The following is a 22,178-nucleotide window of genomic DNA, read 5'->3' on the forward strand; positions in this document are numbered from 1 at the left end:
GGGCAAACCGGTGAAAGGATTTCGCAAAGTTCAGCAGCGTTTCAACCTGCAGGTCTCGCCTGGAGAACCTTTGCGAAAAATACGTGACGGCTTCGTTCAAAGCCCTGCCCTGCGGATTGCTCCCTGCTTGATCCGCATTGAATGCCACCCGAATGTTCTATCGTGATGTTTGGCCCATACGAAGGCACCAAGGACACATCAGATTTTCGGGGTAACACCAGCGCCCTGCGCTGCTTGTTACATCACAGGTACCCATGGCACAGTAAATTGCAAGCCCTATTTGCACTTTTCCAGATCAAGACACTTCATCAGACAGGCGCGAAAACCAACGCTCTGTCGTGGCCCTGAAGATCGTGATACAGTGCCAGTCGTCGCCAGCCGGTTTGTTGCGCCAGCGCGGTTACAGCTTCCGCCTGATCGTATCCGATTTCCAACGCCAGAAATCCGCCTGGCCGAAGCAGACTTCCTGCTTGTGAAAGGATTTCGCGATAGGCCTCCAACCCAGTCTCACCACCATCAAGCGCCCGTCTCGGATCATGGTCCAGCACGGATTGATCGAGGCCATCAACGATGTCGCTGGCGATGTAGGGCGGGTTGGAGACCATGAAATCGAACGCACCTTCAAGCGGCTCACACCAAGAACCTTGGGCGGTGGACAAGCGCTCACCAACACCGTTGCGCGCAGCGTTTGCGGTTGCAGTTTGAAGCGCTCCTGCTGAAATATCCGTTGCAACAGCGGTCGCTTCTGAAAGCTCATGCAGAAGCGAAATGGCAACGATACCGCTCCCCGTTCCAAGGTCAGAAAAGCGCGATTTGGCGGGTGGCGATTGTGAAAGCACGGCTTCAATCAGCGCTTCCGTATCATCGCGCGGTTCCAGCGTATCTTTGCTCAAGGCAAAATCGAGCCCGTGAAATTCCCGAACACCAATGGCGCGAAAGAGAGGCGTGCCGGATGCAACTTTCTGCACGAGGTTTTGGAAGACCGCAGCATCAGCAGCATTGAACGCTACGTCCTCACGGACCATAACCATACCCGCATCGTCACCCGTCACGTGGGCCATGATCGCACGGGCAGCAAAATCAGCCGCTTCGTGACCGGCAGTCTCGAGCGTTACAATGGCGTCGCGAACCGCTCCATGCCTGCTCGAGTGATGGCTCACACCTCGTCGCCGAGCGACGCCAGCAAATTCGCCTGATGGTCGGTGATGAGCGCGTCGAGCATTTCGTCCAATCCCTCACCGGCAATCATCTTGTCCAGCTTGTAGAGCGTCAGGTTGATGCGGTGATCGCTGACGCGGCCTTGCGGAAAGTTATACGTGCGAATGCGTTCGGATCGGTCGCCGGAACCAACTTGCCCTTTGCGGGAATCGGCCCGCTCCTGATCGACCTTCTGCCGCTCCATATCGTAGAGGCGGGTCCGCAATTCCTTCATCGCGTTGGCACGGTTCTGATGCTGCGATTTCTCGGTGCTCAACACCACGACGCCGGTGGGAATGTGGGTGATCCGAACCGCCGAGTCCGTTGTGTTGACGTGCTGACCGCCCGCACCGGATGCGCGCATGGTGTCGATGCGAATGTCTTCGTTGCGAATTTCGATGTCCACGTCTTCCGCTTCCGGCAGTACGGCGACTGTGGCCGCCGATGTGTGAACACGTCCGCCCGACTCCGTTTCCGGTACGCGTTGCACGCGGTGAACGCCGGACTCGAATTTCAATCGCGCAAACACGCCCGTGCCGTTGATGGACGCGATGATCTCTTTATAACCACCGACCTCGCCAGCGCTTTCCGACAGGACATCGACCTTCCAACCAGAGGTTTCCGCGTGGCGTTGGTACATGCGGAAAAGATCGCCAGCAAAAAGCGCCGCCTCAGATCCGCCGGTGCCCGCGCGAATTTCCAGAATAGCGTTTTTCGCATCCGCCTCATCGCGGGGCAGCAGCAGAATTTGCAACTCGGCCTCATGCTCTTCGATAGCCGCTTTCAACGGCTCCATCTCGGCCTGCGCCATTTCTTTCATCTCGGCATCGGTGTCGCCATCCGCCAGCATTCCAGCCAGATCAGCAAACTCGCTTTGGGCGGCTTGCATCTCACCAATCTTGATGACCACGGGGTCGAGTTCGGCATATTCCTTCGCCAGTTTGACGTAGGTTTCCTGATCGGGGTTTTCGCTCATCAGCCGCGCCACTTCTGCATGGCGGGAAACGAGTTGTTCGATCTTTTCTGGCGGCAGCATGTCGTTCTTCCTTACAGCCGTTTAGACCGGCAATCCGTTTTCATCGGCAAAGTCGCGCAGCACTTCAGGCACCGTGCGCGTGCCGATTGTTTCATCGACCATCGCCCCCACATGGGCGCAAACGTGCGCGCAGTCCATGGCCCGAACGAGTTCCTTTACCGGGCCGATGGCGGCGGGTGGCATGGAAATCGTGCGGTAGCCGATACCGATAAGCGCCAGAACCGACAGCGGATCGCCCGCCAATTCCCCACAAAGCTGTAGCGGCGTGTCGTGCCGGTCTGCCGCGCGAACGATCTCCCGCAGCGCCCGCAGGAAGGGCCGCGACAACGGGTTGAAACGGTTAGCGAGATAGGAGTTCGTGCGGTCACTGGCCGCCATGAACTGGAACAAATCGTTGGAGCCGACAGACACGAAGTCCACCCTCTCCATCACCTCGTCCAACTGGAACAGCAGGCTCGGCACTTCGATCATGCAGCCCAGTTCGACGGACGCAGGAAGATCGTGGCCGAAACGCGCCTGCGCTTCCATTTCGCGGTCGAGAATGACCCGCACCTGATCGATCTCCGTCACCATAGTGACCATGGGAATTTTGATCTTCAACCGTCGCCCGGCGGCAGCTTTGATGAGCGCCCTAAGCTGGACGCGCAGCAGGCCGGGCCGGTCGATGGCCAACCGAATGGCCCGCCAGCCAAGCGCCGGATTGTCCTCTTTCACGGTGCGAAGGTATGGCAGCACCTTGTCACCACCGATATCCAACGTGCGGAACGTAACCGGCTTGTCGCCAGCAGCGTCCATGATCGTGCGGTAAAACCGCGTCTGCTCGTCAAGGCGCGGTAGCTTGCTGGCGATCATGAATTGCAGCTCGGTGCGGAACAGACCGATGCCCGCTGCACCGGAAGTTTCCAACTGTTGCAGATCCATCGTCAGGCCGGCGTTCAGCATAAGATTGATAGGCACACCGTCACGCGTTTCCGAAGGCTGTCCACGAAGCGCATCGAAGCGCGCCGCGCGGGCAACACGGAATTCCATGCGCTCGTCGTAGCTTGCCACAACATCATCAGCCGGGCGCAGGTGGGCGATACCCTCGTCGCCATCTGCGATAATCGCATCGCCATTTTCAGCCCGCGAGACGAAGCCTTCGACCTGCCCCACGACGGGAATACCCAAGGCCCGCGCAACGATGACGACATGGCTGGTGGCCGTCGCTTCCTCAATGACGAGACCGCGCAGGTGGCCATTGTCGTAGTCCAGCAGTTCAGCAGCACCCATCGAACGGGCGACCACGATGAACGGCTCCTCGACACCTTCAGCCGCAGCGCGACCCATGAGCTGTTTCATCAAGCGGCGGGCAAGGTCGTCGAAATCGGTCAGCCGTTCGCGCAGATAAGGGTTGGGCGACCCCTGCAGACGCGAACGGTTTTCCTGGCTTACTTTTTCGACAGCAGCTTCCGCCGTCAGGCCGTCCTGAATAGCGCTTTCGATGCGCCGCACCCACCCACGATCGTGGGCGAACATGCGGTAGCTTTCCAGCACATCGATATGGTCGTGGTTCGTGTCATCTTTATCGTTGGCCGAGGTGCGTTCCACCATCGCATCGACGGATGCGCGCAATGATGAAATGGCCTGCGCCAAACGGTGGGTTTCTTGCTCGGCATCGTCGCCAAACAGGTTTTCCACCACGACGCGCGGCTCGTGTAGAACAACCGTGCCGCGCGCAATGCCTTCCGCAAGCCCGGTGCCCGTTGTGCTGATGGGGCGGGATTGATCGAGTTGCGCGCCTTCGTTGGCGAGGTTCTTGAACCCACCGGAAACGACCAGATCGCACAGCACCATGGCCGCCGTTTCCAGCGCCTCGACATCCTCTTCGCTGTAATTTCGGCTTTCCGTGTTCTGAACCGTCAATACGCCCAACGGTCGTCCGGCACGCTTCATGGGCACGCCGAGGAAAGACTGGAACGGGTCTTCACCCGTTTCCGGCAGATAGGCGAATGCGGGATGAGATTGCGCATCAGACAAGTTCAGCGCCCGTCCGGAACCGGCAATCGTACCAACAAGCCCCTGCCCCACGCGCAGTTGCGAGCGGTGAACCGCTTCGGCGTTCAGACCAAATGTACCGAACAGTTCCAACACATCATCTGCACGGCGCACGTAAACGGAACACACTTGCGCTGCCATCGCCGCAGCAATCTGCTGGGTGATACGGTCGAGCCGCTCCTGCGGTCCCAACTGTTCTGCCATCGCCTCGCGCAGGCTCTTTAGCAGAACCCGGGGGCCGGTTTTTTCAACGAGCATACGATTGTTCCCGAAAGCGGGAGGAAAGACTGCCCCGCATTCAGATGAACGTTTCGCGGGGCGTTGGGTTCAGCTTTTATCCAGCCCATAGACCGAATGCAAAGTGCGGACTGCAAGCTCTGCATAATCGCCGTCGATCAGGATCGAAATCTTGATTTCAGACGTGGTGATGGCGCGGATATTGATGCCTTTGTCGGCCAGCGCCTTGAAGGCGGTGGAGGCAACACCGGCGTGGCTTCGCATACCCATGCCGACGACGGAAACCTTCACCATGCCGGGGTCGGACTGGACGACCTCATAGCCGATTTCATCGTGCGACTTTTCCAGCGTCGACAGCGCCTTGTCGAGATCGGCGGCAGGAACCGTAAACGTCATATCGGTGACGGACCCGTCTTCAGACACGTTCTGCACGATCATATCGACGTTGACCTGAGCATCCGCCAGCGGGCCAAAAACGGCAGCCGCAATACCAGGTTTATCGGCAACCCGGCGCAGTGAAATTTGGGCTTCGTCTTTGGCATAGGCGATGCCGGTAACGGTTTGCTGTTCCACGATCTGGTCCTCTGCACAAATAAGCGTTCCGGGCGGGGTCGCCCCTTCGCTGGAGTCGATTGAATCCGGGTCTTCGAAACTGGAGCGCACGAATGTCGGCACATTGTAAGCCATGGCCAGTTCGACCGAGCGCACCTGAAGCACCTTGGCCCCGAGCGATGCCAGTTCCAGCATTTCTTCGTAGGACACTTTGTCGAGCCGCTGTGCTTTCGGCGCCATGCGCGGGTCGGTGGTATAGACACCATCGACGTCCGTATAGATGTCGCAACGGTCCGCTTCGATACCGGCGGCCAGCGCCACGGCGCTCGTGTCCGATCCACCGCGCCCCAGCGTGGCGATACGGTTATCCGGCGAGATACCCTGGAACCCGGCAACGACAGCAACCTGCCGTCCGTGGGTTTCGCCCATGCGTTCGATGATATTGCCGCCGTCGATCTCTGCGATCCGCGCAGCACCGTGAGCGTGGTCGGTCCGCAGCGGTATCTGCCAGCCAAGCCATGACCGCGCATCGACGCCCATAGATTGAAGCGCGATGGCCAGCAGACCGGCGGTAACCTGCTCACCGGAAGCCACAACGGAGTCATACTCGCGCGCATCGAAGCCCGGCACATCACTACCCACCACGCGTGGCATCTCATTGACCCAGCCCACAAGCTCGTTCGTCTTGCCAGACATGGCAGACACCACCACGGCGACCTGATGGCCGGCATCGTGCTCACGCTTCACGTGACGCGCGACGCGGTGAATGCGTTCCAGGTCGGCCACCGACGTGCCGCCGAATTTCATGACTAGACGGGCCAAGGACAAAGGCTCCGGTTGGAAGGAAAGATTGCGTTCGACCCAAACAGCCGAATGGCGGCGGTTTAGCCGAGGCGGGCCGCTGCGGCAAGACGACCGGTAGCGCGTCTGCTTACTACGCAACCAATCCCGGTCGGGCCTTGTTATAATTGAGGAATATACGTTGATTGACGTTAAACTGCGTATTTGACGCATTGTCTTGCAACGTAAAGAGTTTGTAGCACTGCGCAGCAATCGACATTGCCTACGAGGGAAATACCATGACCGCATCCGCCGCACGCATTCCCGTGAGCGAGAATTCGACGATCGACCAAGCCGAGATCGATCATTTCTCGTCACTGGCAAAAGAGTGGTGGAACCCGACCGGCAAGTTCAAGCCGCTACACAAATTCAATCCCGTACGCCTGACCTATATCCGCGAAACGCTATGCGAACAGTTCGACCGCGACCCGAAAGCGCCGGATGCACTGGCAGGTCTTCGCATTTTGGACATCGGTTGCGGCGGTGGTCTGCTGTGCGAACCACTTGCCCGAATGGGGGCAGAAGTCGTCGGCGCGGATGCTGGCGAAACCAACATCGAAGTGGCCAAACTCCACGCAGCACAATCCGGCGTGAGCGTTGATTACCGCGCCACCACCGCCGAAGCGCTTGCCGCATCCGGCGAAACATTCGACGTCGTGTTGAACATGGAAGTCGTGGAACACGTGGCCGATGTGGACCTCTTCCTCACCGCCTGCTCCAACATGGTGAAGCCCGGTGGTCTGATGCTGGTCGCCACGATCAACCGTACACGCAAAGCGCAGGCACTTGCTATTTTCATGGCCGAGCGCGTTTTGGGTTGGCTGCCAAAAGGCACCCACCAATACGAGAAACTCGTCCGCCCCGAAGAGATCGAACAGCCCTGCGCTGCGGTCGGTTTGGAGAAGGTCGAGACCAGCGGCGTTTTCTACAACGTTCTGTCCGACAGCTGGAACCGTTCGTCCGACACCGATGTGAATTACATGATGCTGCTCAAGCGGCCCGCGTAAGCGAAACCTAATTAGCGTCTTCCGGCGCTGATGGAAGTGGCGCGATTTCTACGCCTTCATCGATAAGGCTCTCGACTTCCGGCTTGCTCGCGGCACCATAAATTCCGCGGGCTTCACTTTCCCCATAATGGATTTTCCGCGCTTCCTCTGGAAAGCGCTCGCCCACATCTTCGAAATTTTCGGTCACGTGATCGCGAACTTTTTTCAACTCGCCCGCGACCTGTTTCCGCATGGTCTCCAAGGTCGCCGCCTGCTTGCGGGCTGTGGACACGGATGGTGCCATCAGCGTCTTATCCACCTCATGCGACCCGCAAAACGGACACTCGACCAACTTGCGTTTCTTCTGCGCGTCGAAATCGTCCGACGACGAAAACCAGCCGTCGAAGGCATGGTCTTTTTCGCAGGCAAGCGAGAACTTGATCATGCGGATCGCAGGGTTGCAGCTGCGCTCTTCAATTCAAACGCACGACCATTCTTCAAATTCGGTATCTTCTGACGGGCGGCCAATGCTGCTGCGGGATCAATTTCCGCCAGCGCAATACCCGGCTCTTCGCCGGTAACTTCTGCAACCACCACACCCCAAGGATCGATGATGAGCGAATGGCCATAGGTCTCGCGGCCATCAGCCATGTCACCGCCTTGCGCAGCAGCAATCATCCATGAACCGGTTTCGATGGCCCGCGAGCGCAGCAGCGTGTGCCAATGCGCGCCACCGGTCTGGCGGGTGAAACAGGACGGGCCGGTGAGCACCGTGCAACCCGCCTTGGCGTAGGCCGTGTGCAGTTCAGGAAAGCGGCAATCGTAGCAAATCGCGATGCCGAACAGTGCATCGGCAATCTCCACCATCACCGCTTCGCGACCCGGTTCATAGACGGCGGATTCGCGCCAGCTTTCGCCATTGTCCAGATCGACGTCGAACATATGAATCTTGTCGTAACGCGCCAGCAGTTCACCGCTTGGCGAGTAGATGAGCGCACGGTTCGCAGCACGGCCTTCGCTCACCAGAACGGGTGTCGACCCGATATGCAGGGTAACGCCCAGTTCTTTGGCGAGCGCCGCAGCACGCGCCGCTACCGGATCGTTGTCTTCCGCCACAACCTGTTGGAAAAACGGTTTTCGCGAAGCCTGCACCAGCCCAGTCATTTCGGGCGTTTGAATATAGGTTGCGCCTTGGGCAGCCGCTTCGCGAACAGCCGCATCCATAGCTTCGACATTCTCCGTCATATCCGTCGTGGAGCGCATCTGCACCACGGCGGCGGTGAATGGCGAGCCGCTCATCAAGCGGCGCCTTTCAGCAATCTATCGAGATTGCCGCCGCGCTCCATGGCCATCAGATCATCGCAACCGCCGACATGAATATCCCCGATGAAAATCTGCGGGAATGTCGAACCACCCTGCGCGCGCTGGATCATTTCCTTGCGAAGCTCCGGGTCGTAGGTCGCGTCTTTTTCCGTGTAGGAAACGCCCTTCTTGGAGAGCAGATTTTTGGCTGCACTGCAGAAACCGCACAATTGGCGGGTGTAGATGGTGACATCACTCATGGGGCGCTCCGGCAAGTCGGCAAAATGGCCAACAATAAAGACTAACCGGATATAGAGTTTACAGCTCGGTGACGGCAACCCCGGTGGCAACACGAGCAAAGGTCAGGCAATCGACTTTTGCAGCACCCGCCCGCCGCACGGCCCGGGCACAGGCCTTGAGCGTTGCACCGGTGGTGTAAACATCATCCACCAGCACGACATGGCGGCCTTTGAGCAAAACGCTCTCGCCTTTGGGAATGCGAAACGCCCCGCGCACGTTGGCATCGCGCTCCTTGCGACCAAGCCCCACCTGTTGTGGCGTTGGCCGCGACCGCTGCAAACGTTCCGGCAGATAGGTCGCTCCGGTAAGCGCGGCCACTGCGCGAGCAATTTCAGCAGACTGGTTGAACCGTCGCACAAATAGCCTGCGCCGATGAAGCGGTACGGGTATTACGTCCACTCTCTCCGGCTCATCGAACATGCCGTCACTCGCCCGCACCATCCATTGCGCCATCCACGGCGCAAGCTCCGTGCGGTCGGAGAATTTCAGGCTGGATACCATTCGGCGGGCCACATCATCATACAGCACGACAGAACGGCAGCGGTCGAAGGGCGGCGGATCGGCGATGGCCTCTGCCGACAATGCGCCTTCACCAAGATCATAGGTAAAAGGCGACCCCATAACCGCGCAGTAAGGTCGTTCGATAAAGCGCATCTCACCCCAGCATGTAGGGCAAAGCGAGCCTTGCTTATCCACCGGCCGTTCGCAGGCCAGACAGACCGCAGGCCAGATCGCATCGCGCGTTCCTACGGCGCCGCGCACGGCCAGCTTACCGATACGGTTCGCCAATCGTCGCAGGGCGACCTTCTGTGGGTTTGCAACTTCGTTCATCGCAGCCATGGTGCCGCTTGCTCCGGCCAACGTCTATGCCAATCTGAAAGTCCATCGTGTTCGACCCCAACCGCCAACGCCTAGCGCTTGAACGCGCCGCCCGCATCGCACTGCCCGGCGATGATTTTCTCGTCGCGCGGGCGACGCAAGAAATGGTGGAACGTCTTGGTGCGGTGCAGCGACAGTTCAATCATGCACTGGCCCTGTTCGGGCGGACGCCTGCGCTTGCTGACGCACTGAACAACGCGGAGAACGTGGGCAAAGTTATCCGCGTTGAACGGACGGCTCACCACAGCATCGCTGACCATATCGCAGACCACGATGATCTGGGACTGCCGGAAGCCGAAGCCGATCTCGCCATCGCACCGCTAACGCTACACTGGAGCGAAGACCTTCCCGGTCAACTCGTCCAAATTCGCCGTGCGCTCAAGCCCGACGGTCTCTTCCTTGCCATGCTGCCAGGACCGGACACGTTGAAGGAACTGCGCGAGTGCCTGTTGCAGGCCGAAAGCGATATTCGCGGCGGCGCAGGCCAGCGCGTCGACCCGTTTACAGACATCCGTGATGCAGGCTCACTGCTGCAAAGGGCGGGGTTCGCACTGCCTGTGCTGGATCGCGAAGAGGTGGTGGTGCGTTACACTTCTCCGCTTGCACTGATCACGGATTTACGGCGCTTCGGCGCGACCAATCAGTTGAAGACGGCCAAGGACAATCCGCCCCTGAGCAAAGCAATCGTTGCAAGAATGATCGAACTCTATCTCGAGCGTTTCAGCGATCCTGACGGGCGTATTCGCGCGACGTTCTCGTTCATTTCGCTATCGGGCTGGGTGCCGCATGAAAGCCAGCAAAAACCGTCGAAACCCGGCAGCGCGAAATCGCGACTGGCCGATGCTCTCGCCGTGCCGGAAGAAAAGCTACCGCGCTAAACCTAATTTGTCGGCTTGCGGCGTGTCGGGCAAGAGCCCTCGTAGGTTCCGTTATCGAAGATGACGCAAGGTGTCTGCGGGTCAGGATTCAACACGCTGCGGCGAACGGAATAGCGGCGCTTGGATGAAGACTGGATCGAGCCGACTGCGGTGCGGTCGATGTTGCGGCCATCCAAGGCGATACGATCCTGCGCCACCGGTAGGGACTGTCCGCCCGTTGGAGCAAGCGGCAAAATCAGCAACGAACCAAGGCCTGCCACAGCGCAAAACCCGAAGGCCGCCTGAATGGGCGTAAAGCCCAAAATGGATTCCCGCGCGTCGGATGCCTTCAAGGCGCGAGCAATTTTTTCGTGATCGGTGGCCATGATTTTGTTCCGTGCGCCGCAATTTGCGGTTCAACATGGGCGCCACGTGGTAAACATCCCGTTTACCATCGTCGTTTTATCGACCGTTCACAGCAAATCCTGCAGCGGAGAAATGAGTGGCAAATCGGCTTCCGGCATGGGGTAATCGCGCAGTTTCATGGGGCGCACCCATTTTATCGCCTGCTCTTCACGGCCAACCGGTTCACCCCACCATTTGCGGCAAATGTAGAGCGGCATGAGCAGGTGAAAATTATCATATTCGTGGCTGGCAAAGGTCAGCGGCGCGAGGCAGGCGCGTTTGGTTTCGACGCCAAGCTCTTCCCTCAATTCACGGATGAGCGCTTCTTCGGGGATCTCACCATTTTCGACTTTGCCACCAGGAAATTCCCACAGCCCGGCCATGCTTTTGCCTTCGGGGCGCTGAGCCAAGAGGATGCGGTTGTCGGCGTCGATCAACGCACACGCCACGACCAGAACCATCCGTTTGGAAGTGGACGTCGCGGCGCTGGTGTCAGTCGAAATGTCCATCGGGGGCTTGCCAGTAAGTGTAATCGTAAACCGGCTTGAAGCCTTCTGCATCGTATAGGGTACGAGCGGGCGTGTTGGTAGCTTCGACCGAAAGCCACGCGCGCCGTGCACCGGTTTTCACACCCCATGCCAACGCGGAACGCAGGATAGACCGGCCATGGCCCTGCCCTCGCAAATGAGGATGCGAGGCGATTGTGAACAGGCCCAACAGATCGGCAAAGCGCACAGCCATGGTCACCGCTTGCGGTGAGCCATTGGCATCCTCGGCGAGAAACAGCGCGACTTCACCCTGAACATTGGCCAGCAATTCCGCCATTCCAGCGCGGCGCAACTCTGTCACCTCACCGATGGCAACGGCCTGATCGAGCCAGTGGCCACGATCCTGATGCGGCACACGAATGACGGCCTCATCGGCATGTTTCCAAGACGCAAGATCGAGACGCATCACGTCGGTGGTGTCGATGCGTGACCAGCCATTGCTGTCGGCCACATCCACCAGTGGCTGTGGCGTCAGCGGCGTTTGGCGCAAAATCACGGGGCGTCCGAAATTTTCAAACTCCCGCGCAGCGCTGCGAAGGCGGCGGTCGATGTCGGACGTATCGGCCGCATCGAGGCAATTGATCGAATTCAGGCGCTTGGAGGAATGGCTGGCCGTGAGGCGCAAGCACCAGGCTCCATCGTAGCGGGTGGTGGCAGATGGCCATGAGCGGAAGCCGACCGCCTCCAGACGCCGCACCGTTGGCAGCGGCGAATCGGTCATCTGCAAAGGGCGCGCGGCGGGTTTCATATCAGCTTCGATAATCACCATTGATGGCAACATATTGTTTCGTCAGATCGCAGGTCCAAACCCGCGCTTTGCCGGAGCCGATGCCGACGTCGACATGGATGGCAATTTCATCGCGCAGCATGACAGCGCTCGCAGCGTCTTCGCTGTAGTCTGGGTCGCGCATCCCATCGACGGCCACGCGAACATCACCGAAGGAAATGGAGAGCCTGTCACGATCAGCGGCCTCGCCAGCCTTGCCGACGGCCATGACGACACGACCCCAGTTTGCATCTTCACCAGCGATAGCGGTTTTCACCAGTGGAGAATTGGCAATCGTACGGGCGATAACGCCTGCGGCGCGATCATCCTCAGCACCCGTGACGCTGATCTCGACTTCCTTCGTTGCGCCTTCACCGTCGCGCACGACCTGCATGGCAAGATCGTGGAGGACGCCGTGCAGCGCTTTGGAAAATTCCGCATCGCCGCCAGACACTGAAACGCCGGAAGCGCCGGTAGCAAAGGCCAGAACCGTATCGCTGGTGGAGGTGTCGCTATCCACCGTCACCGCATTGAATGTCGTGGCGTTGTGCTCGCTCAACATCGCTTGCAGATCGGCGGATGAGACTTCCGCGTCTGTCACCACGAACGCCAACATCGTCGCCATATCGGGCGCGATCATGCCGGAGCCTTTTGCGATACCGTTAATGGTGATGGTCTCGCCACCGATTTTGATCTGCGTGGTGGAACACTTTACATAAGTGTCGGTGGTCATGATGGCACCGGCGGCGCGGTTCCAACCATCGCCTTGCACATCACCGGCCAATGCGGCCAGGGCTTCGCCGAACCCATCCGTGTTCAGAGGCTCCCCGATTACGCCAGTGGATGCGATATAGACTTCGTTTTCGGCACAGCCCCCAGCCTTTGCGGCGGCAGCAGCCGTTGCTTCCACCGAAGCGACGCCACGCGATCCTGTGAATGCGTTCGCGTTGCCCGCATTCACCACCACAGCACGAGCTGCAGCACCGTTCGTTTTCAAAAGCTCGCGGCACCAGTCCACCGGTGCGGACGGGCAGCGGGACGTGGTGAACACGCCCGCGACCGATGCAGGCTGGTCGAAGACCATCAGCATCATGTCGTCACGATCACCGTAGCGACCGGACACTTTCGCGCTAGCGATTTTCACACCGGCGACAGGCGGCATGTCCGGCGTGGAAGCCGGTGCCAATGGCGAAACAGTCAATGACATCCGTCGTACTCCGTAAGCGTTAGGTCGGTTTACTGACCGGCAGGCAGCTTCAGGCTGCCGTCCAGCACATCGGCACCCACGGATTCACGACCAGTTTTGATCGCTTCAGCGTAAGCTTCCGTCAGCACAAGCTGGCGCAACTGCTCTTTGGACTGCTCGAAAGTCGGCAGAGGCGTGTCACGGGTTTCATCCACCTTGATGATGTGAAAGCCGAACTGCGTCTTCACAGGTGTCTCGGTGACCTTGCCGGCTTCCAGCTCGAAAGCGGCTTTTTCGAATTCGGGAACCATCTGGCCTTTTTTGAAGAAACCAAGATCGCCACCCTGCGGGCCGCTAGGGCCGGTGGATTTGGTTTTGGCAAGCTCTACGAAATCAGCGCCACTTTTCAACTCTTCGATGATGGCTTTAGCTTCTTCTTCAGTCTTCACGAGAATGTGGCGGGCCTTCACCTCTTTCTGGCGGGGCGCGCTGCCGATCTCTTTGTCGTAGCGGGCCTGCAGCTGCTCGTCGGTGATACCGGCCTGCACTTTCTGGGTGAAGTAGCCGTTATGCAGTGCGCGCTTGTTCAGCAGCTCCATCCGAGCCAGCAGTTTCGGGTCTTTGTCGATGCCCTCTTTCCGCGCGAGTGCCGCAAAGACTTCGATGTCGATCAGCGCATCCAGCGCACGCGCTTTACGCTGCGGCTCGGGAAACTGTGCGAACTGTTGCGCCATATCTGCCATGGCCTGATCCAGCTCGCTCTGGGTGATTTCTTCGCTGCCAACCTTGGCAACGATCTTGTCTTCCTGTGCAGAAGCAGGAAGAGCCACCAGCAATGCAAGCGTGGAGGCAGCAACGGCGGAGCGGAATGTAAGCTTGTTCATAATGGTCTGGCTTTCTGTTTCGCGTCAGGTTCGGGGCACTCGCCCATTCGGTTTGGTGGGCTGTTGAAGGTCTAAAACGGCAACAATACGGGCATCGCAAGTCGCTTCCAACGCTGGCTTCTCACAGCAGAGCGGTTCTCGCAAACACTTGTTCGTCATCGGCTTCGTTATAGCATGTGGCTGTAGGCAATGGCCTTACCAAAACGAAGCCTGCAATTCGTTGACATCGCGGGGTCTCAAACCTATCTGTCCACCACCTCGTCGGGGCTGAATTGCGCGTTTTGCCGCGCTTTTTCCGCCGGTTGTGAACCCAGCGTTCGCACCGGAAAGTTCCGCATCCATTTCGCCCGCCTCACGCCGTGAGATGCCGGGGTCTTCAAGGGAAGTTCATTCATGGTCAGCTTCGGTGGTCTTGCACGAAAATTGTTCGGTTCGGAAAATGATCGGGTGGTGAAAAAATATCAGCCGCGCGTCGATGCCATCAACGCACTCGAAGACGAAATGAAAGCGCTGGATGATGCAGCGCTCGCCGCAAAGACCGAAGCCTTCCGCGACCGGCTGGAAGCTGGCGAAACGCTGAACGACCTTGAAGTCGAAGCTTTTGCCGTGGCCCGCGAAGGTGCGTTGCGCGCGCTGGGCATGCGCCCCTTCGACGTTCAGCTGATCGGCGGCATGGTGCTGCACGAAGGCAAGATCGCCGAAATGCGCACCGGTGAAGGCAAGACGCTGATGGCGACCTTGGCCGTTTACCTGAACGCGCTGTCCGGCGAAGGCGTCCACGTCGTCACCGTGAACGATTACCTCGCATCCCGCGATGCCGAGTGGATGGGCCGCGTTTATGGCTTTCTCGGCCTCACCACCGGCGTCATCGTTCACGACATGGACGATCAGGCCCGTCAGGACGCTTACAATTGCGACGTCACCTACGGCACCAACAACGAATTCGGCTTCGACTATCTACGCGACAACATGAAGATGGACATCGAAGAGATGGTCCAGCGCGGCCACAACTTCGCAATCGTCGATGAGGTGGATTCGATCCTCATCGATGAAGCCCGCACGCCGCTCATCATCTCCGGCCCTGTCGACGACAAATCCGACCTCTACCTCTCTGTCGATGCGCTCATCCCCAACATCGCCGATGAAGACTACGAGCTGGACGAAAAACAGCGCTCCGTTTCCTTCACCGAAGACGGCACCGAGAAGCTGGAGAATATGCTGAAAGAAGCAGAAATTCTCACAGCCGGTTCGCTCTACGACGTGGAAAACGTGTCCGTGGTTCACCACGTCAACAACGCGCTGAAGGCCCACAAGCTCTTCACCAAAGACAAGGACTACATGGTCGTCGGCGATGACGTGGTCATCATCGACGAGTTCACAGGCCGTGCCATGACGGGCCGCCGTTTCTCCGAAGGCCAGCACCAGGCGCTGGAAGCCAAGGAAGGCGTGACGATCCAGCCGGAAAACCAGACGCTGGCATCCATCACGTTCCAAAACTATTTCCGCATGTTCGAAAAGCTGGCCGGCATGACCGGTACGGCCATGACGGAAGCTGCCGAATTCGGCGACATCTACTCACTCGACGTGGTGGACGTTCCTACCAACAAGCCTGTGCAGCGCATCGACGAGAGCGACGAAGTCTATCGCACGGTGGAAGAAAAATACGCAGCCGTGGTGCTCGACATCATACACTCCCAGCGCAAGGGCCAGCCGGTTCTCGTCGGCACGACCTCCATCGAAAAATCGGAAATGCTGGCAGCCATGCTGTCCGACAAAAAGCAGCTCACCGCCATCAAGGCCATGATCGAAGCGCGCCTTGCCGAGTTGAAACCCGGCAAAGAACAAGACCTGCGCGATTTCTACGAAGACAGCATCAAAGCGCTCACCGAGGTCATCAAAGCCGGCGGTGTGAAGCATGAGGTGTTGAACGCGCGCTACCACGAACAAGAGGCGTTCATTGTCTCCCAGGCCGGTCGACCCGGCCACATCACCATCGCCACCAACATGGCCGGTCGCGGCACCGACATTCAGTTGGGCGGCAACCTCGACATGCGCCTTGAACAAGAGATCGGCGACAAGACCGGCAAGAAGGCTGATGAACTGCGCGAGCGCATCACCGCTGAAGTCGCAAAGCTGAAAACCGAAGCGCTGGAAGCCGGTGGCCTCTACGTGCTGGCGACAGAGCGTCACGAATCACGCCGCATCGACAACCAGTTGCGCGGTCGCTCCGGTCGTCAGGGCGATCCGGGCCGCTCCAAATTCTTCCTGTCGCTGCAGGACGATCTCATGCGCATCTTCGGCTCCGACCGTATGGACGGCATGCTGACGAAGCTGGGCCTGAAAGAAGGCGAAGCCATCGTTCACCCGTGGATCAACAAGGCGCTGGAAAAAGCGCAATCCAAGGTGGAAGCGCGCAACTTCGACATCCGCAAAAACCTGCTGAAATACGATGACGTGATGAACGATCAGCGCAAGGTGATCTTCGAGCAGCGCATCGACATGATGGAAGCGGAAGACATTTCCGAGATCGTCTCCGACATGCGTGAAGACGTGATCGAGGGTCTCATCACCGCCACCATGCCGCCCAAGGCCTATCCTGAAGACTGGAAACTCGACGAACTGAAAGAAGGCGTCGAGCAATATCTCAACCTTGATCTGCCGGTGCACGAATGGGCCGACGAAGAGGGTATCGACGAGGAAGGCGTGCGCGAACGCATGCTGGAAGCTGCCAACAAGGCCGCTGCTGATCGCGCCGAGCGCTTCGGCCCCGAAGTCTCCACCATGGTCGAAAAACAGATCCTTCTGCAGACGCTGGACCACCTGTGGCGCGAGCATCTGGAAAATCTAGAACACCTGCGCTCCGTCGTCGGTTTCCGCGGCTACGGCCAGCGCGATCCGCTGAACGAATACAAGTCGGAGAGCTTCGAGCTGTTCAACTCCCTGCTCGGCAATCTGCGTCAAGCCGTTACCTCACAGATGATGCGCGTCGAACTGGTGCAGCAAGCCGCCCAAGACGATTTCGACACCCCCGAAATGTTCGCCAGTCACGGTGATGGAGAGTTCGGCGAAGACGGCTTCATCGACGACGAAGGCGAAAGCAACTACGGCCGCGCCTTCCAAGCCTCATCCCGCGCCGAAGGCGAAGACGGTCGCGACCCTAACGATGAAACGACATGGGGCCGAGTAGGCCGGAATGAGCCGTGCCCGTGTGGAAGTGGCCTGAAATACAAGCACTGTCATGGGAAGATGACCTAAGGCCTCTATCGAGTGCCGGTCAGGCTAACGGGGCTACGAACGTTCTCAAACACCTCATTGCACTTGCGGCATCGCCGCCATTCATAAGCTTCGAAGCTGATCGCCCGTGACGGCCTGCGCCATTGTCAGGCGGCTCTGGCTATACAAAATTCTGTCTGCTGACATAAAAAAACACCCCCGGCTCAATGAACCGGGGGTGTTTTTCAGTATTGGCAGTTGCCTTATTCGGCAGGTGCACTAACGGCATCGGGTGACGAAGCGGCCTTGTCACGCAGGCCATCGCGGTAGAGCGCTTTGGTCAAAGCGATGCACATCAGGCCCATCACCATCGTGAACGGTAGAGCGCCGATAATCATGGCGTTCTTCAAGGCATCCATCGGGTTGTTCTTACCAGCGGCCAAAATCAGCGTGCCGATCACAGCGGTGAGGATGAGCCCCCAAACGATGCGGTGCTTGATACCTGTCTCCTGAGCACCACCGGACATGATGGTGTTCATAACCAGAATGCCCGAGTCTGCTGACGTGACAAGAAACGTCATGATGAGCACGACACACATGATGGTCAGCACGGACAAGAAGCCACCACTGATCATCTGGCCCAGCGTTGCGAACAACTGGTTGGTCTGTGAAGCACCGGTTATAGCGCCCTGTGCAGCACCGGACAGCTCCAGATCAATCGCTGTACCACCAAGGATCGTCATCCATGCAAAGCAAACCAGCGCCGGTGCGATAACGCATCCGATGATGAACTCGCGCACGGAGCGACCTTTGGAAATGCGGGCCAAAAACAGGCCGACAAATGGTGAGAATGCAATCCACCAAGCCCAGTAGAACGTGGTCCACGCTGCCTGCCATGCAAACTGGCGTCCCTCGTTACCGGCTGCATAGGCCGCCTTCAGCGTCTCATCATCAAGCGCAGCGGCAGCACCCGTCAAACCACTTTTGAAGCTTTCAAAGCTGCCCCATGGCCCGGTAGCACCGGCCATCAAATCACTCGCCAATGGTTGGGCTGCTGCTGGAAGCGCAGCTGAGAATTCAGCCGCACTCTGCGGACCGTAAGCACCAAAGCTGATCGAGAAAATGTGGATGATGTAGTCGATGAAGGCCGACGCATAGGTCGACATTGCAAACGCAAATGAACCGAAGATCACAAACGTACCCAGCAAAATGAACGACAAGACGAGGTTGAGATTGGAGAGGTATTTTACTCCGCGCCCAACACCGGAAACAGCCGAAATAATCGACAGCGCCATAATAACCAAGAGACCGGCCACCAGACCCACCTTACTCGGCGTTGGAACATCACCCGACAGGTTCATAATCCATTCCATGCCGGTTATCGCATAAACGCCATCGATGAACTGGCTTACGCCAAAACCGATTGTCACCGACACACCGAGAATGGTGGCCACAACGCCAAGAACATCGACCAGATGCCCCAATGCGCCATTCATGAGCTTGCCAAACAAGGGCGTCAGCGCAGAGCGAATCGTCAGTGGCATGTCGCGGGTGTAAGCGTAATAGGCCAGCGAAAGACCGGTCGCGACATAAATCGCCCAAGCGTGGAACCCGTAATGTGCGAACGTATAGCGATAGGCAGACTCAACCGCTTCAGCCGATTTCGGCGCAACTTCGCCGGAAACCGTCAAAGGGTTGGAACCCCACAGGCCCAGTGGTTCAGCCGTGGCGAACACCATAAGGCCAACACCCAGACCAGCACCGAACATCATGGAAAACCATGAGAAGTTCGAGAATTCCGGCTTTTCACCCGGCGTGCCCATAATGCGACGCCCTGTGGAAGGAATGATCGCTACCGCCATCAGGAAGAAAAAGAAAAAGCCGACAATGACGATGTAAAACTGATTGAAAATCGCAAGAATCGCAGAGTTCAAGCTGCCGAGCGCACCGTTGGCCTGTGCAGGTAAAACAAGCGCCCAAAGCACGAGCGCAACCATAATGCCTTTGCTTATAAGGGCGATGGGCAAGCTGTTATCTTTGTAGAAACCGCTGTCCTGCCTCCTGATCTCTAGATCTGTGAATGCTGGTTTGATTGACATAGTTTCTCCCCCAGGGTGATTTTCGTTTTATTTACGAGATCTTAACATGGAAAACTTGGGGGAACAGCCTGAATGCGACATTCCAGATTCCGGTAAATCGAACTCAAAAGTGCCTTTCGTGCGCCCATAATTCTGCAAGGGCCAAGTTTTCTATCCCCGCACTACCCACCTCCCTTATCCTATCCACTCTTTCGCGCATGAGCCGACGGTCCGGACCGTCCTGATCGTTGCGTGGAAGCGATCCTTCCGTCGCAGGCCGTGTAACGAACGGCATCGGGCGGAGCTCTATGTCGCACCGGCAGAGCTGCCACAACAGCTTCGGGACCGGACGTCGAACGTCAGTAATGGCAGGCCGAAGGCAAGGCCGATGGGGACTTTCGGGTTCTCATCTTCGGGGAGGTGACGGGAATGGTGTTGAGACACATCCGCAGCAGGATCGAGCGGGGCGAAGGTGTCATGCCTTTTCGCCTGAGAATACAGGCTAACGGCAGACTTCTTCGTCCCGCTGGCTCATTTTTTACGGGGTCGCTTTCGTTTGCCAAAGGCAAACGGCGACACCTTGCTCCTCGTTCGAACGTCGTGAGACGGGTCGAGGTTTTCGTACGCTTACATTCCACCCACCGCTGTCATCCACGCGAAGGCCGGGACCCACTTCGCAACAAAACGGGAAGAGCAAAGCAAATGCTGACGTTTTCCAGCATTCGACATCCCACAACAAACATATGCCACGTCTCGCGCATAAGTGGGTCCCCGCCTCCGCGGGGATGACAATGGGGTATGGAGATAGTGCAGACCAAGGGCCAAAGGCGGGGACAACTGAGATGATGAGAAGGCCCGCCCTACCCCTAAAACGAAAAAGCCCGTCGCGATTGCTCGCAACGGGCTTTTGAAATTCTTAAGCTGACACGAATGTCAGTGTTTGCTTAGGCAGCTTCTGCCAGCTTCTTTGCAACTTCCTTGCGGATAAGCGCAGCTTTTGGCGAAAGGTTGACCTCTTTTTCCTTCATCAGGAAAGCGTCCAGGCCACCGCGATGCTCTACGGTGCGAAGAGCAGAAGCAGCGATACGCATGCGCACGCCTTTTTCCAGCGCTTCGCTCAACAGCGTGACGTTCACGAGGTTTGGCAGAAAGCGACGACGTGTCTTGTTGTTGGCGTGAGACACGTTGTTGCCGGTCATGACGGCCTTGCCAGTCAGTTCGCACTTGCGGGACATTGATCTTCTCTCTTCATCGAACGGCGATTGTCACCTGATCTCGCGGTCCGTATCGGCCAACCGCAGAAACCCCCGCTGCACGAACTGCGCATAGCAAAAGGCGTCTCAACCAAGCATCGCTTGAAAAACTCGCGCTTTCCTAACAGGCCACCGCCAATCGTCAAGCCCAATCGTCAAGCCTGAACCGTTCAGACCCGGTTCATATGCCACAAGCGAGAAGATAGAGCAGATGTGAACAGACCAATTCCCGAATTTCGCCGGAATTGCCCCCCAACCGACAATGACACATGATCCGGGACACATGATCCGGGGCACCAAGCAGGGCAACCGGCACAGTTATGGATAAGATCGATATGCGCAAACCTTTTGGACGCCACGCCGCCAGCCCCATCAAGGCTCTTTCCGTTTCCGCCCTGTCTATCGGTTGCCTCTGCGCGCTGCTGTCGGTTTCCGACGCCACCGCCAAAACGCATTTACAGGTGTCTATTCCGGTCAATTGGATCGGTCTGGGCGTGGCGACCATGAACCAGTCGGTCACGGTGGATGGCACGAGCTACGCTTTATCGGGCAAGGCGAAAGCCACCAAGCTTGCGTCGGTGGTGACCAAGAGCCGCGCAGACTGGAATGCATCGGGGCGTATCAGCGGTACCCGCGCTGTGCCGAACGCTCACGCCTATACTTATAAAAGCCGCAAGAAGAAGGGCCAGTTCAGCATGTCCTTTGCAGGCGGCGCGGTGCGTTCAATCAATTCCTCGCCCGCTATTAAATACAAGCCTGATAGCGTGCCTGTTTTGCCGGGCCACAAGAAAGACGTGGTCGACCCCGTCACGGCGCTCATCTTCCCCGTGAAGAACGGCGCATCTGCCAGCGGTGCAACGGTGTGCAATCGCACGTTGCCGGTGTTCGACGGCAAGGCCCGCATTGATCTTGTCTTCCGGCACAAAGCGTCAAAGAAGCGCGTGGCGAAGGGGTTCAACGGCGTCACCCACACATGTTCTGTCCGCTACAAACCGGTATCCGGTGTTCGGCTGAAGTCCCGAACGTTGAACCGCATGAAGCAGAATCGCGGCGTCGAAGTCACCATGGCCCGCGTCGGCAAAACTAACGTCTTCGCGCTCTACGGCTTCAAAGTGCCCACTCGCCAGGGCACTGCCAGCGGCATGGCAACGGTATTTTCCGCAAACCAATGATCTGTCCCCGTTCGGGACGGTTTCATTTACAATGCACCGCACGGTCATCGGCGCGATGACTCGCTTGTGCCAATACCTCCTTTTTACCCACCACATGTGGGGGTGATCGGAACAGGAACACTCGGCATTCACCGATTCGGGCACGGTTCGTTCCACCTATGGTCTCATTCCTGATAGAATAGGATTGCCTGACGAATTCTCGGTCAGCAGATTTCACACTTCGTTCACACTCGAAACATCCGTAACCGCAGCAGTGGCATCAAAAGCGTACCAGTGTGAAACGATGGCCTTCACAGAGGACGAGCCATCGATCAAAGCAATCGCTCGCTGGTGTTGCCTGAGGCCAAGCCAACCCCATATCTGGTGGAGAACGAAACAGGTCCACAGCTTCAAAGGCGATTCGGACACGCTCCGTTCCTGCCCCGTTCCTTAAATGAACGGGGACGCCGCCTG

The 22,178-nt window shown here is 58.1% G+C and carries 20 protein-coding genes; 4 read left to right on the plus strand and 16 right to left on the minus strand.

Going from position 1 to position 22,178, the window contains the following annotated elements:
* Nucleotides 1-308: 308 nt before the first annotated feature.
* The 4 genes from prmC to R2A130_RS14095 form a co-directional block, all read right to left on the minus strand.
* Entirely contained in the window at nucleotides 309-1,160 is an 852-nt protein-coding gene (gene prmC / locus R2A130_RS14080) for a peptide chain release factor N(5)-glutamine methyltransferase (protein ID WP_009758463.1), read from the minus strand.
* Complete coding sequence (gene prfA / locus R2A130_RS14085; RefSeq protein WP_009758464.1) at nucleotides 1,157-2,233, minus strand: peptide chain release factor 1; 1,077 nt, start codon at nucleotides 2,231-2,233, stop codon at nucleotides 1,157-1,159. Before prfA ends, prmC begins: the two co-directional genes overlap by 4 nt.
* 21 nt (nucleotides 2,234-2,254) lie before the next feature.
* Nucleotides 2,255-4,525: a phosphoenolpyruvate--protein phosphotransferase gene (gene ptsP, locus R2A130_RS14090; protein WP_009758465.1), complete on the minus strand. Its 2,271-nt coding sequence runs from the start codon at nucleotides 4,523-4,525 to the stop codon at nucleotides 2,255-2,257.
* A gap of 69 nt (nucleotides 4,526-4,594) precedes the next feature.
* A complete protein-coding gene (locus tag R2A130_RS14095) occupies nucleotides 4,595-5,878 on the minus strand; it encodes an aspartate kinase (protein WP_040306089.1) in 1,284 nt (427 codons plus the stop codon).
* A gap of 257 nt (nucleotides 5,879-6,135) precedes the next feature.
* Here R2A130_RS14095 and ubiG point away from each other — a divergent pair, with 257 nt between their 5' ends.
* On the plus strand, nucleotides 6,136-6,903 hold the full coding sequence (gene ubiG / locus R2A130_RS14100; RefSeq protein WP_009758467.1) for a bifunctional 2-polyprenyl-6-hydroxyphenol methylase/3-demethylubiquinol 3-O-methyltransferase UbiG: 768 nt from the start codon (nucleotides 6,136-6,138) through the stop codon (nucleotides 6,901-6,903).
* A 7-nt stretch (nucleotides 6,904-6,910) separates the two neighbouring features.
* Here ubiG and R2A130_RS14105 read toward each other — a convergent pair whose 3' ends face one another.
* Genes R2A130_RS14105 through R2A130_RS14120 form a run of 4 tightly spaced genes read right to left on the minus strand, consistent with a single transcriptional unit; the run spans nucleotide 6,911 to nucleotide 9,324 of the window.
* The gene (locus R2A130_RS14105; protein WP_009758468.1) at nucleotides 6,911-7,327 is read right to left on the minus strand and encodes a DUF1178 family protein; all 417 of its coding nucleotides are present in this window, start codon (nucleotides 7,325-7,327) and stop codon (nucleotides 6,911-6,913) included.
* Nucleotides 7,324-8,181 (minus strand): carbon-nitrogen hydrolase family protein, encoded by an 858-nt coding sequence (locus tag R2A130_RS14110; RefSeq protein WP_009758469.1) that lies wholly within the window; start codon nucleotides 8,179-8,181, stop codon nucleotides 7,324-7,326. The genes R2A130_RS14105 and R2A130_RS14110 overlap by 4 nt, the downstream gene beginning before the upstream one ends.
* Nucleotides 8,181-8,444, minus strand: a complete 264-nt coding sequence (gene grxC, locus R2A130_RS14115) for a glutaredoxin 3 (protein ID WP_009758470.1) — start codon at nucleotides 8,442-8,444, stop codon at nucleotides 8,181-8,183. The genes R2A130_RS14110 and grxC overlap by 1 nt, the downstream gene beginning before the upstream one ends.
* A gap of 58 nt (nucleotides 8,445-8,502) precedes the next feature.
* Entirely contained in the window at nucleotides 8,503-9,324 is an 822-nt protein-coding gene (locus tag R2A130_RS14120; RefSeq protein WP_009758471.1) for a ComF family protein, read from the minus strand.
* A 47-nt stretch (nucleotides 9,325-9,371) separates the two neighbouring features.
* On the opposite strand from R2A130_RS14120, the gene R2A130_RS14125 reads away from it, so the two are divergent.
* Entirely contained in the window at nucleotides 9,372-10,241 is an 870-nt protein-coding gene (locus R2A130_RS14125) for a methyltransferase domain-containing protein (RefSeq protein WP_009758472.1), read from the plus strand.
* A gap of 2 nt (nucleotides 10,242-10,243) precedes the next feature.
* On the opposite strand, the gene R2A130_RS17765 is transcribed toward R2A130_RS14125, so the two are convergent.
* From R2A130_RS17765 to R2A130_RS14150, 5 genes are all read right to left on the minus strand, one after another.
* Nucleotides 10,244-10,606 (minus strand): hypothetical protein, encoded by a 363-nt coding sequence (locus R2A130_RS17765; protein ID WP_009758473.1) that lies wholly within the window; start codon nucleotides 10,604-10,606, stop codon nucleotides 10,244-10,246.
* Between the two features lie 87 nt (nucleotides 10,607-10,693).
* Nucleotides 10,694-11,134 (minus strand): 8-oxo-dGTP diphosphatase MutT, encoded by a 441-nt coding sequence (gene mutT, locus R2A130_RS14135; RefSeq protein ID WP_009758474.1) that lies wholly within the window; start codon nucleotides 11,132-11,134, stop codon nucleotides 10,694-10,696.
* The gene (locus R2A130_RS14140) at nucleotides 11,118-11,894 is read right to left on the minus strand and encodes an N-acetyltransferase (RefSeq protein WP_040306189.1); all 777 of its coding nucleotides are present in this window, start codon (nucleotides 11,892-11,894) and stop codon (nucleotides 11,118-11,120) included. The genes mutT and R2A130_RS14140 overlap by 17 nt, the downstream gene beginning before the upstream one ends.
* Before the next feature lie 28 nt (nucleotides 11,895-11,922).
* Nucleotides 11,923-13,146 carry a bifunctional glutamate N-acetyltransferase/amino-acid acetyltransferase ArgJ gene (gene argJ, locus R2A130_RS14145; RefSeq protein WP_009758476.1) on the minus strand — a complete coding sequence of 408 codons (1,224 nt, stop codon included), beginning with the start codon at nucleotides 13,144-13,146 and terminating at the stop codon, nucleotides 11,923-11,925.
* Between the two features lie 29 nt (nucleotides 13,147-13,175).
* Nucleotides 13,176-14,009, minus strand: coding sequence for a peptidylprolyl isomerase (locus R2A130_RS14150; RefSeq protein WP_009758477.1), 834 nt, complete (start codon nucleotides 14,007-14,009; stop codon nucleotides 13,176-13,178).
* Nucleotides 14,010-14,402: 393 nt separating this feature from the next.
* Between R2A130_RS14150 and secA the strand changes: the two genes are divergently transcribed.
* Nucleotides 14,403-17,264: a preprotein translocase subunit SecA gene (secA, locus tag R2A130_RS14155; protein WP_009758479.1), complete on the plus strand. Its 2,862-nt coding sequence runs from the start codon at nucleotides 14,403-14,405 to the stop codon at nucleotides 17,262-17,264.
* A gap of 221 nt (nucleotides 17,265-17,485) precedes the next feature.
* On the opposite strand, the gene R2A130_RS14160 is transcribed toward secA, so the two are convergent.
* Both R2A130_RS14160 and rpmB read right to left on the minus strand, forming a co-directional pair.
* A complete protein-coding gene (locus R2A130_RS14160) occupies nucleotides 17,486-19,321 on the minus strand; it encodes a BCCT family transporter (protein WP_009758480.1) in 1,836 nt (611 codons plus the stop codon).
* A 923-nt stretch (nucleotides 19,322-20,244) separates the two neighbouring features.
* Entirely contained in the window at nucleotides 20,245-20,535 is a 291-nt protein-coding gene (gene rpmB / locus R2A130_RS14165) for a 50S ribosomal protein L28 (protein ID WP_009758481.1), read from the minus strand.
* 353 nt (nucleotides 20,536-20,888) lie between these two features.
* Between rpmB and R2A130_RS14170 the strand changes: the two genes are divergently transcribed.
* On the plus strand, nucleotides 20,889-21,725 hold the full coding sequence (locus tag R2A130_RS14170; protein WP_198008744.1) for a DUF3108 domain-containing protein: 837 nt from the start codon (nucleotides 20,889-20,891) through the stop codon (nucleotides 21,723-21,725).
* Nucleotides 21,726-21,938: 213 nt separating this feature from the next.
* On the opposite strand, the gene R2A130_RS18550 is transcribed toward R2A130_RS14170, so the two are convergent.
* Nucleotides 21,939-22,133, minus strand: coding sequence for a hypothetical protein (locus R2A130_RS18550; protein ID WP_009758483.1), 195 nt, complete (start codon nucleotides 22,131-22,133; stop codon nucleotides 21,939-21,941).
* Between the last annotated feature and the right edge of the window lie 45 nt (nucleotides 22,134-22,178).

Origin of the sequence: Ahrensia sp. R2A130 (assembly GCF_000179775.1) — a bacterium.
GTDB lineage: Bacteria > Pseudomonadota > Alphaproteobacteria > Rhizobiales > Rhizobiaceae > Pseudahrensia.

What these genes read in the sequence shown, in the direction of transcription:
- prfA (WP_009758464.1), bottom strand. Translation starts at nt 2,233, where the DNA reads ATGCTGCCGCCAGAAAAGATCGAACAACTCGTTTCCCGCCATGCAGAA.
- ptsP (WP_009758465.1), bottom strand. Translation starts at nt 4,525, where the DNA reads ATGCTCGTTGAAAAAACCGGCCCCCGGGTTCTGCTAAAGAGCCTGCGC.
- ubiG (WP_009758467.1), top strand. Translation starts at nt 6,136, where the DNA reads ATGACCGCATCCGCCGCACGCATTCCCGTGAGCGAGAATTCGACGATC.
- R2A130_RS14105 (WP_009758468.1), bottom strand. Translation starts at nt 7,327, where the DNA reads ATGATCAAGTTCTCGCTTGCCTGCGAAAAAGACCATGCCTTCGACGGC.
- R2A130_RS14110 (WP_009758469.1), bottom strand. Translation starts at nt 8,181, where the DNA reads ATGAGCGGCTCGCCATTCACCGCCGCCGTGGTGCAGATGCGCTCCACG.
- grxC (WP_009758470.1), bottom strand. Translation starts at nt 8,444, where the DNA reads ATGAGTGATGTCACCATCTACACCCGCCAATTGTGCGGTTTCTGCAGT.
- R2A130_RS14120 (WP_009758471.1), bottom strand. Translation starts at nt 9,324, where the DNA reads ATGGCTGCGATGAACGAAGTTGCAAACCCACAGAAGGTCGCCCTGCGA.
- R2A130_RS17765 (WP_009758473.1), bottom strand. Translation starts at nt 10,606, where the DNA reads ATGGCCACCGATCACGAAAAAATTGCTCGCGCCTTGAAGGCATCCGAC.
- mutT (WP_009758474.1), bottom strand. Translation starts at nt 11,134, where the DNA reads ATGGACATTTCGACTGACACCAGCGCCGCGACGTCCACTTCCAAACGG.
- R2A130_RS14140 (WP_040306189.1), bottom strand. Translation starts at nt 11,894, where the DNA reads ATGACCGATTCGCCGCTGCCAACGGTGCGGCGTCTGGAGGCGGTCGGC.
- argJ (WP_009758476.1), bottom strand. Translation starts at nt 13,146, where the DNA reads ATGTCATTGACTGTTTCGCCATTGGCACCGGCTTCCACGCCGGACATG.
- R2A130_RS14150 (WP_009758477.1), bottom strand. Translation starts at nt 14,009, where the DNA reads ATGAACAAGCTTACATTCCGCTCCGCCGTTGCTGCCTCCACGCTTGCA.
- secA (WP_009758479.1), top strand. Translation starts at nt 14,403, where the DNA reads ATGGTCAGCTTCGGTGGTCTTGCACGAAAATTGTTCGGTTCGGAAAAT.
- R2A130_RS14160 (WP_009758480.1), bottom strand. Translation starts at nt 19,321, where the DNA reads ATGTCAATCAAACCAGCATTCACAGATCTAGAGATCAGGAGGCAGGAC.
- rpmB (WP_009758481.1), bottom strand. Translation starts at nt 20,535, where the DNA reads ATGTCCCGCAAGTGCGAACTGACTGGCAAGGCCGTCATGACCGGCAAC.
- R2A130_RS14170 (WP_198008744.1), top strand. Translation starts at nt 20,889, where the DNA reads ATGCGCAAACCTTTTGGACGCCACGCCGCCAGCCCCATCAAGGCTCTT.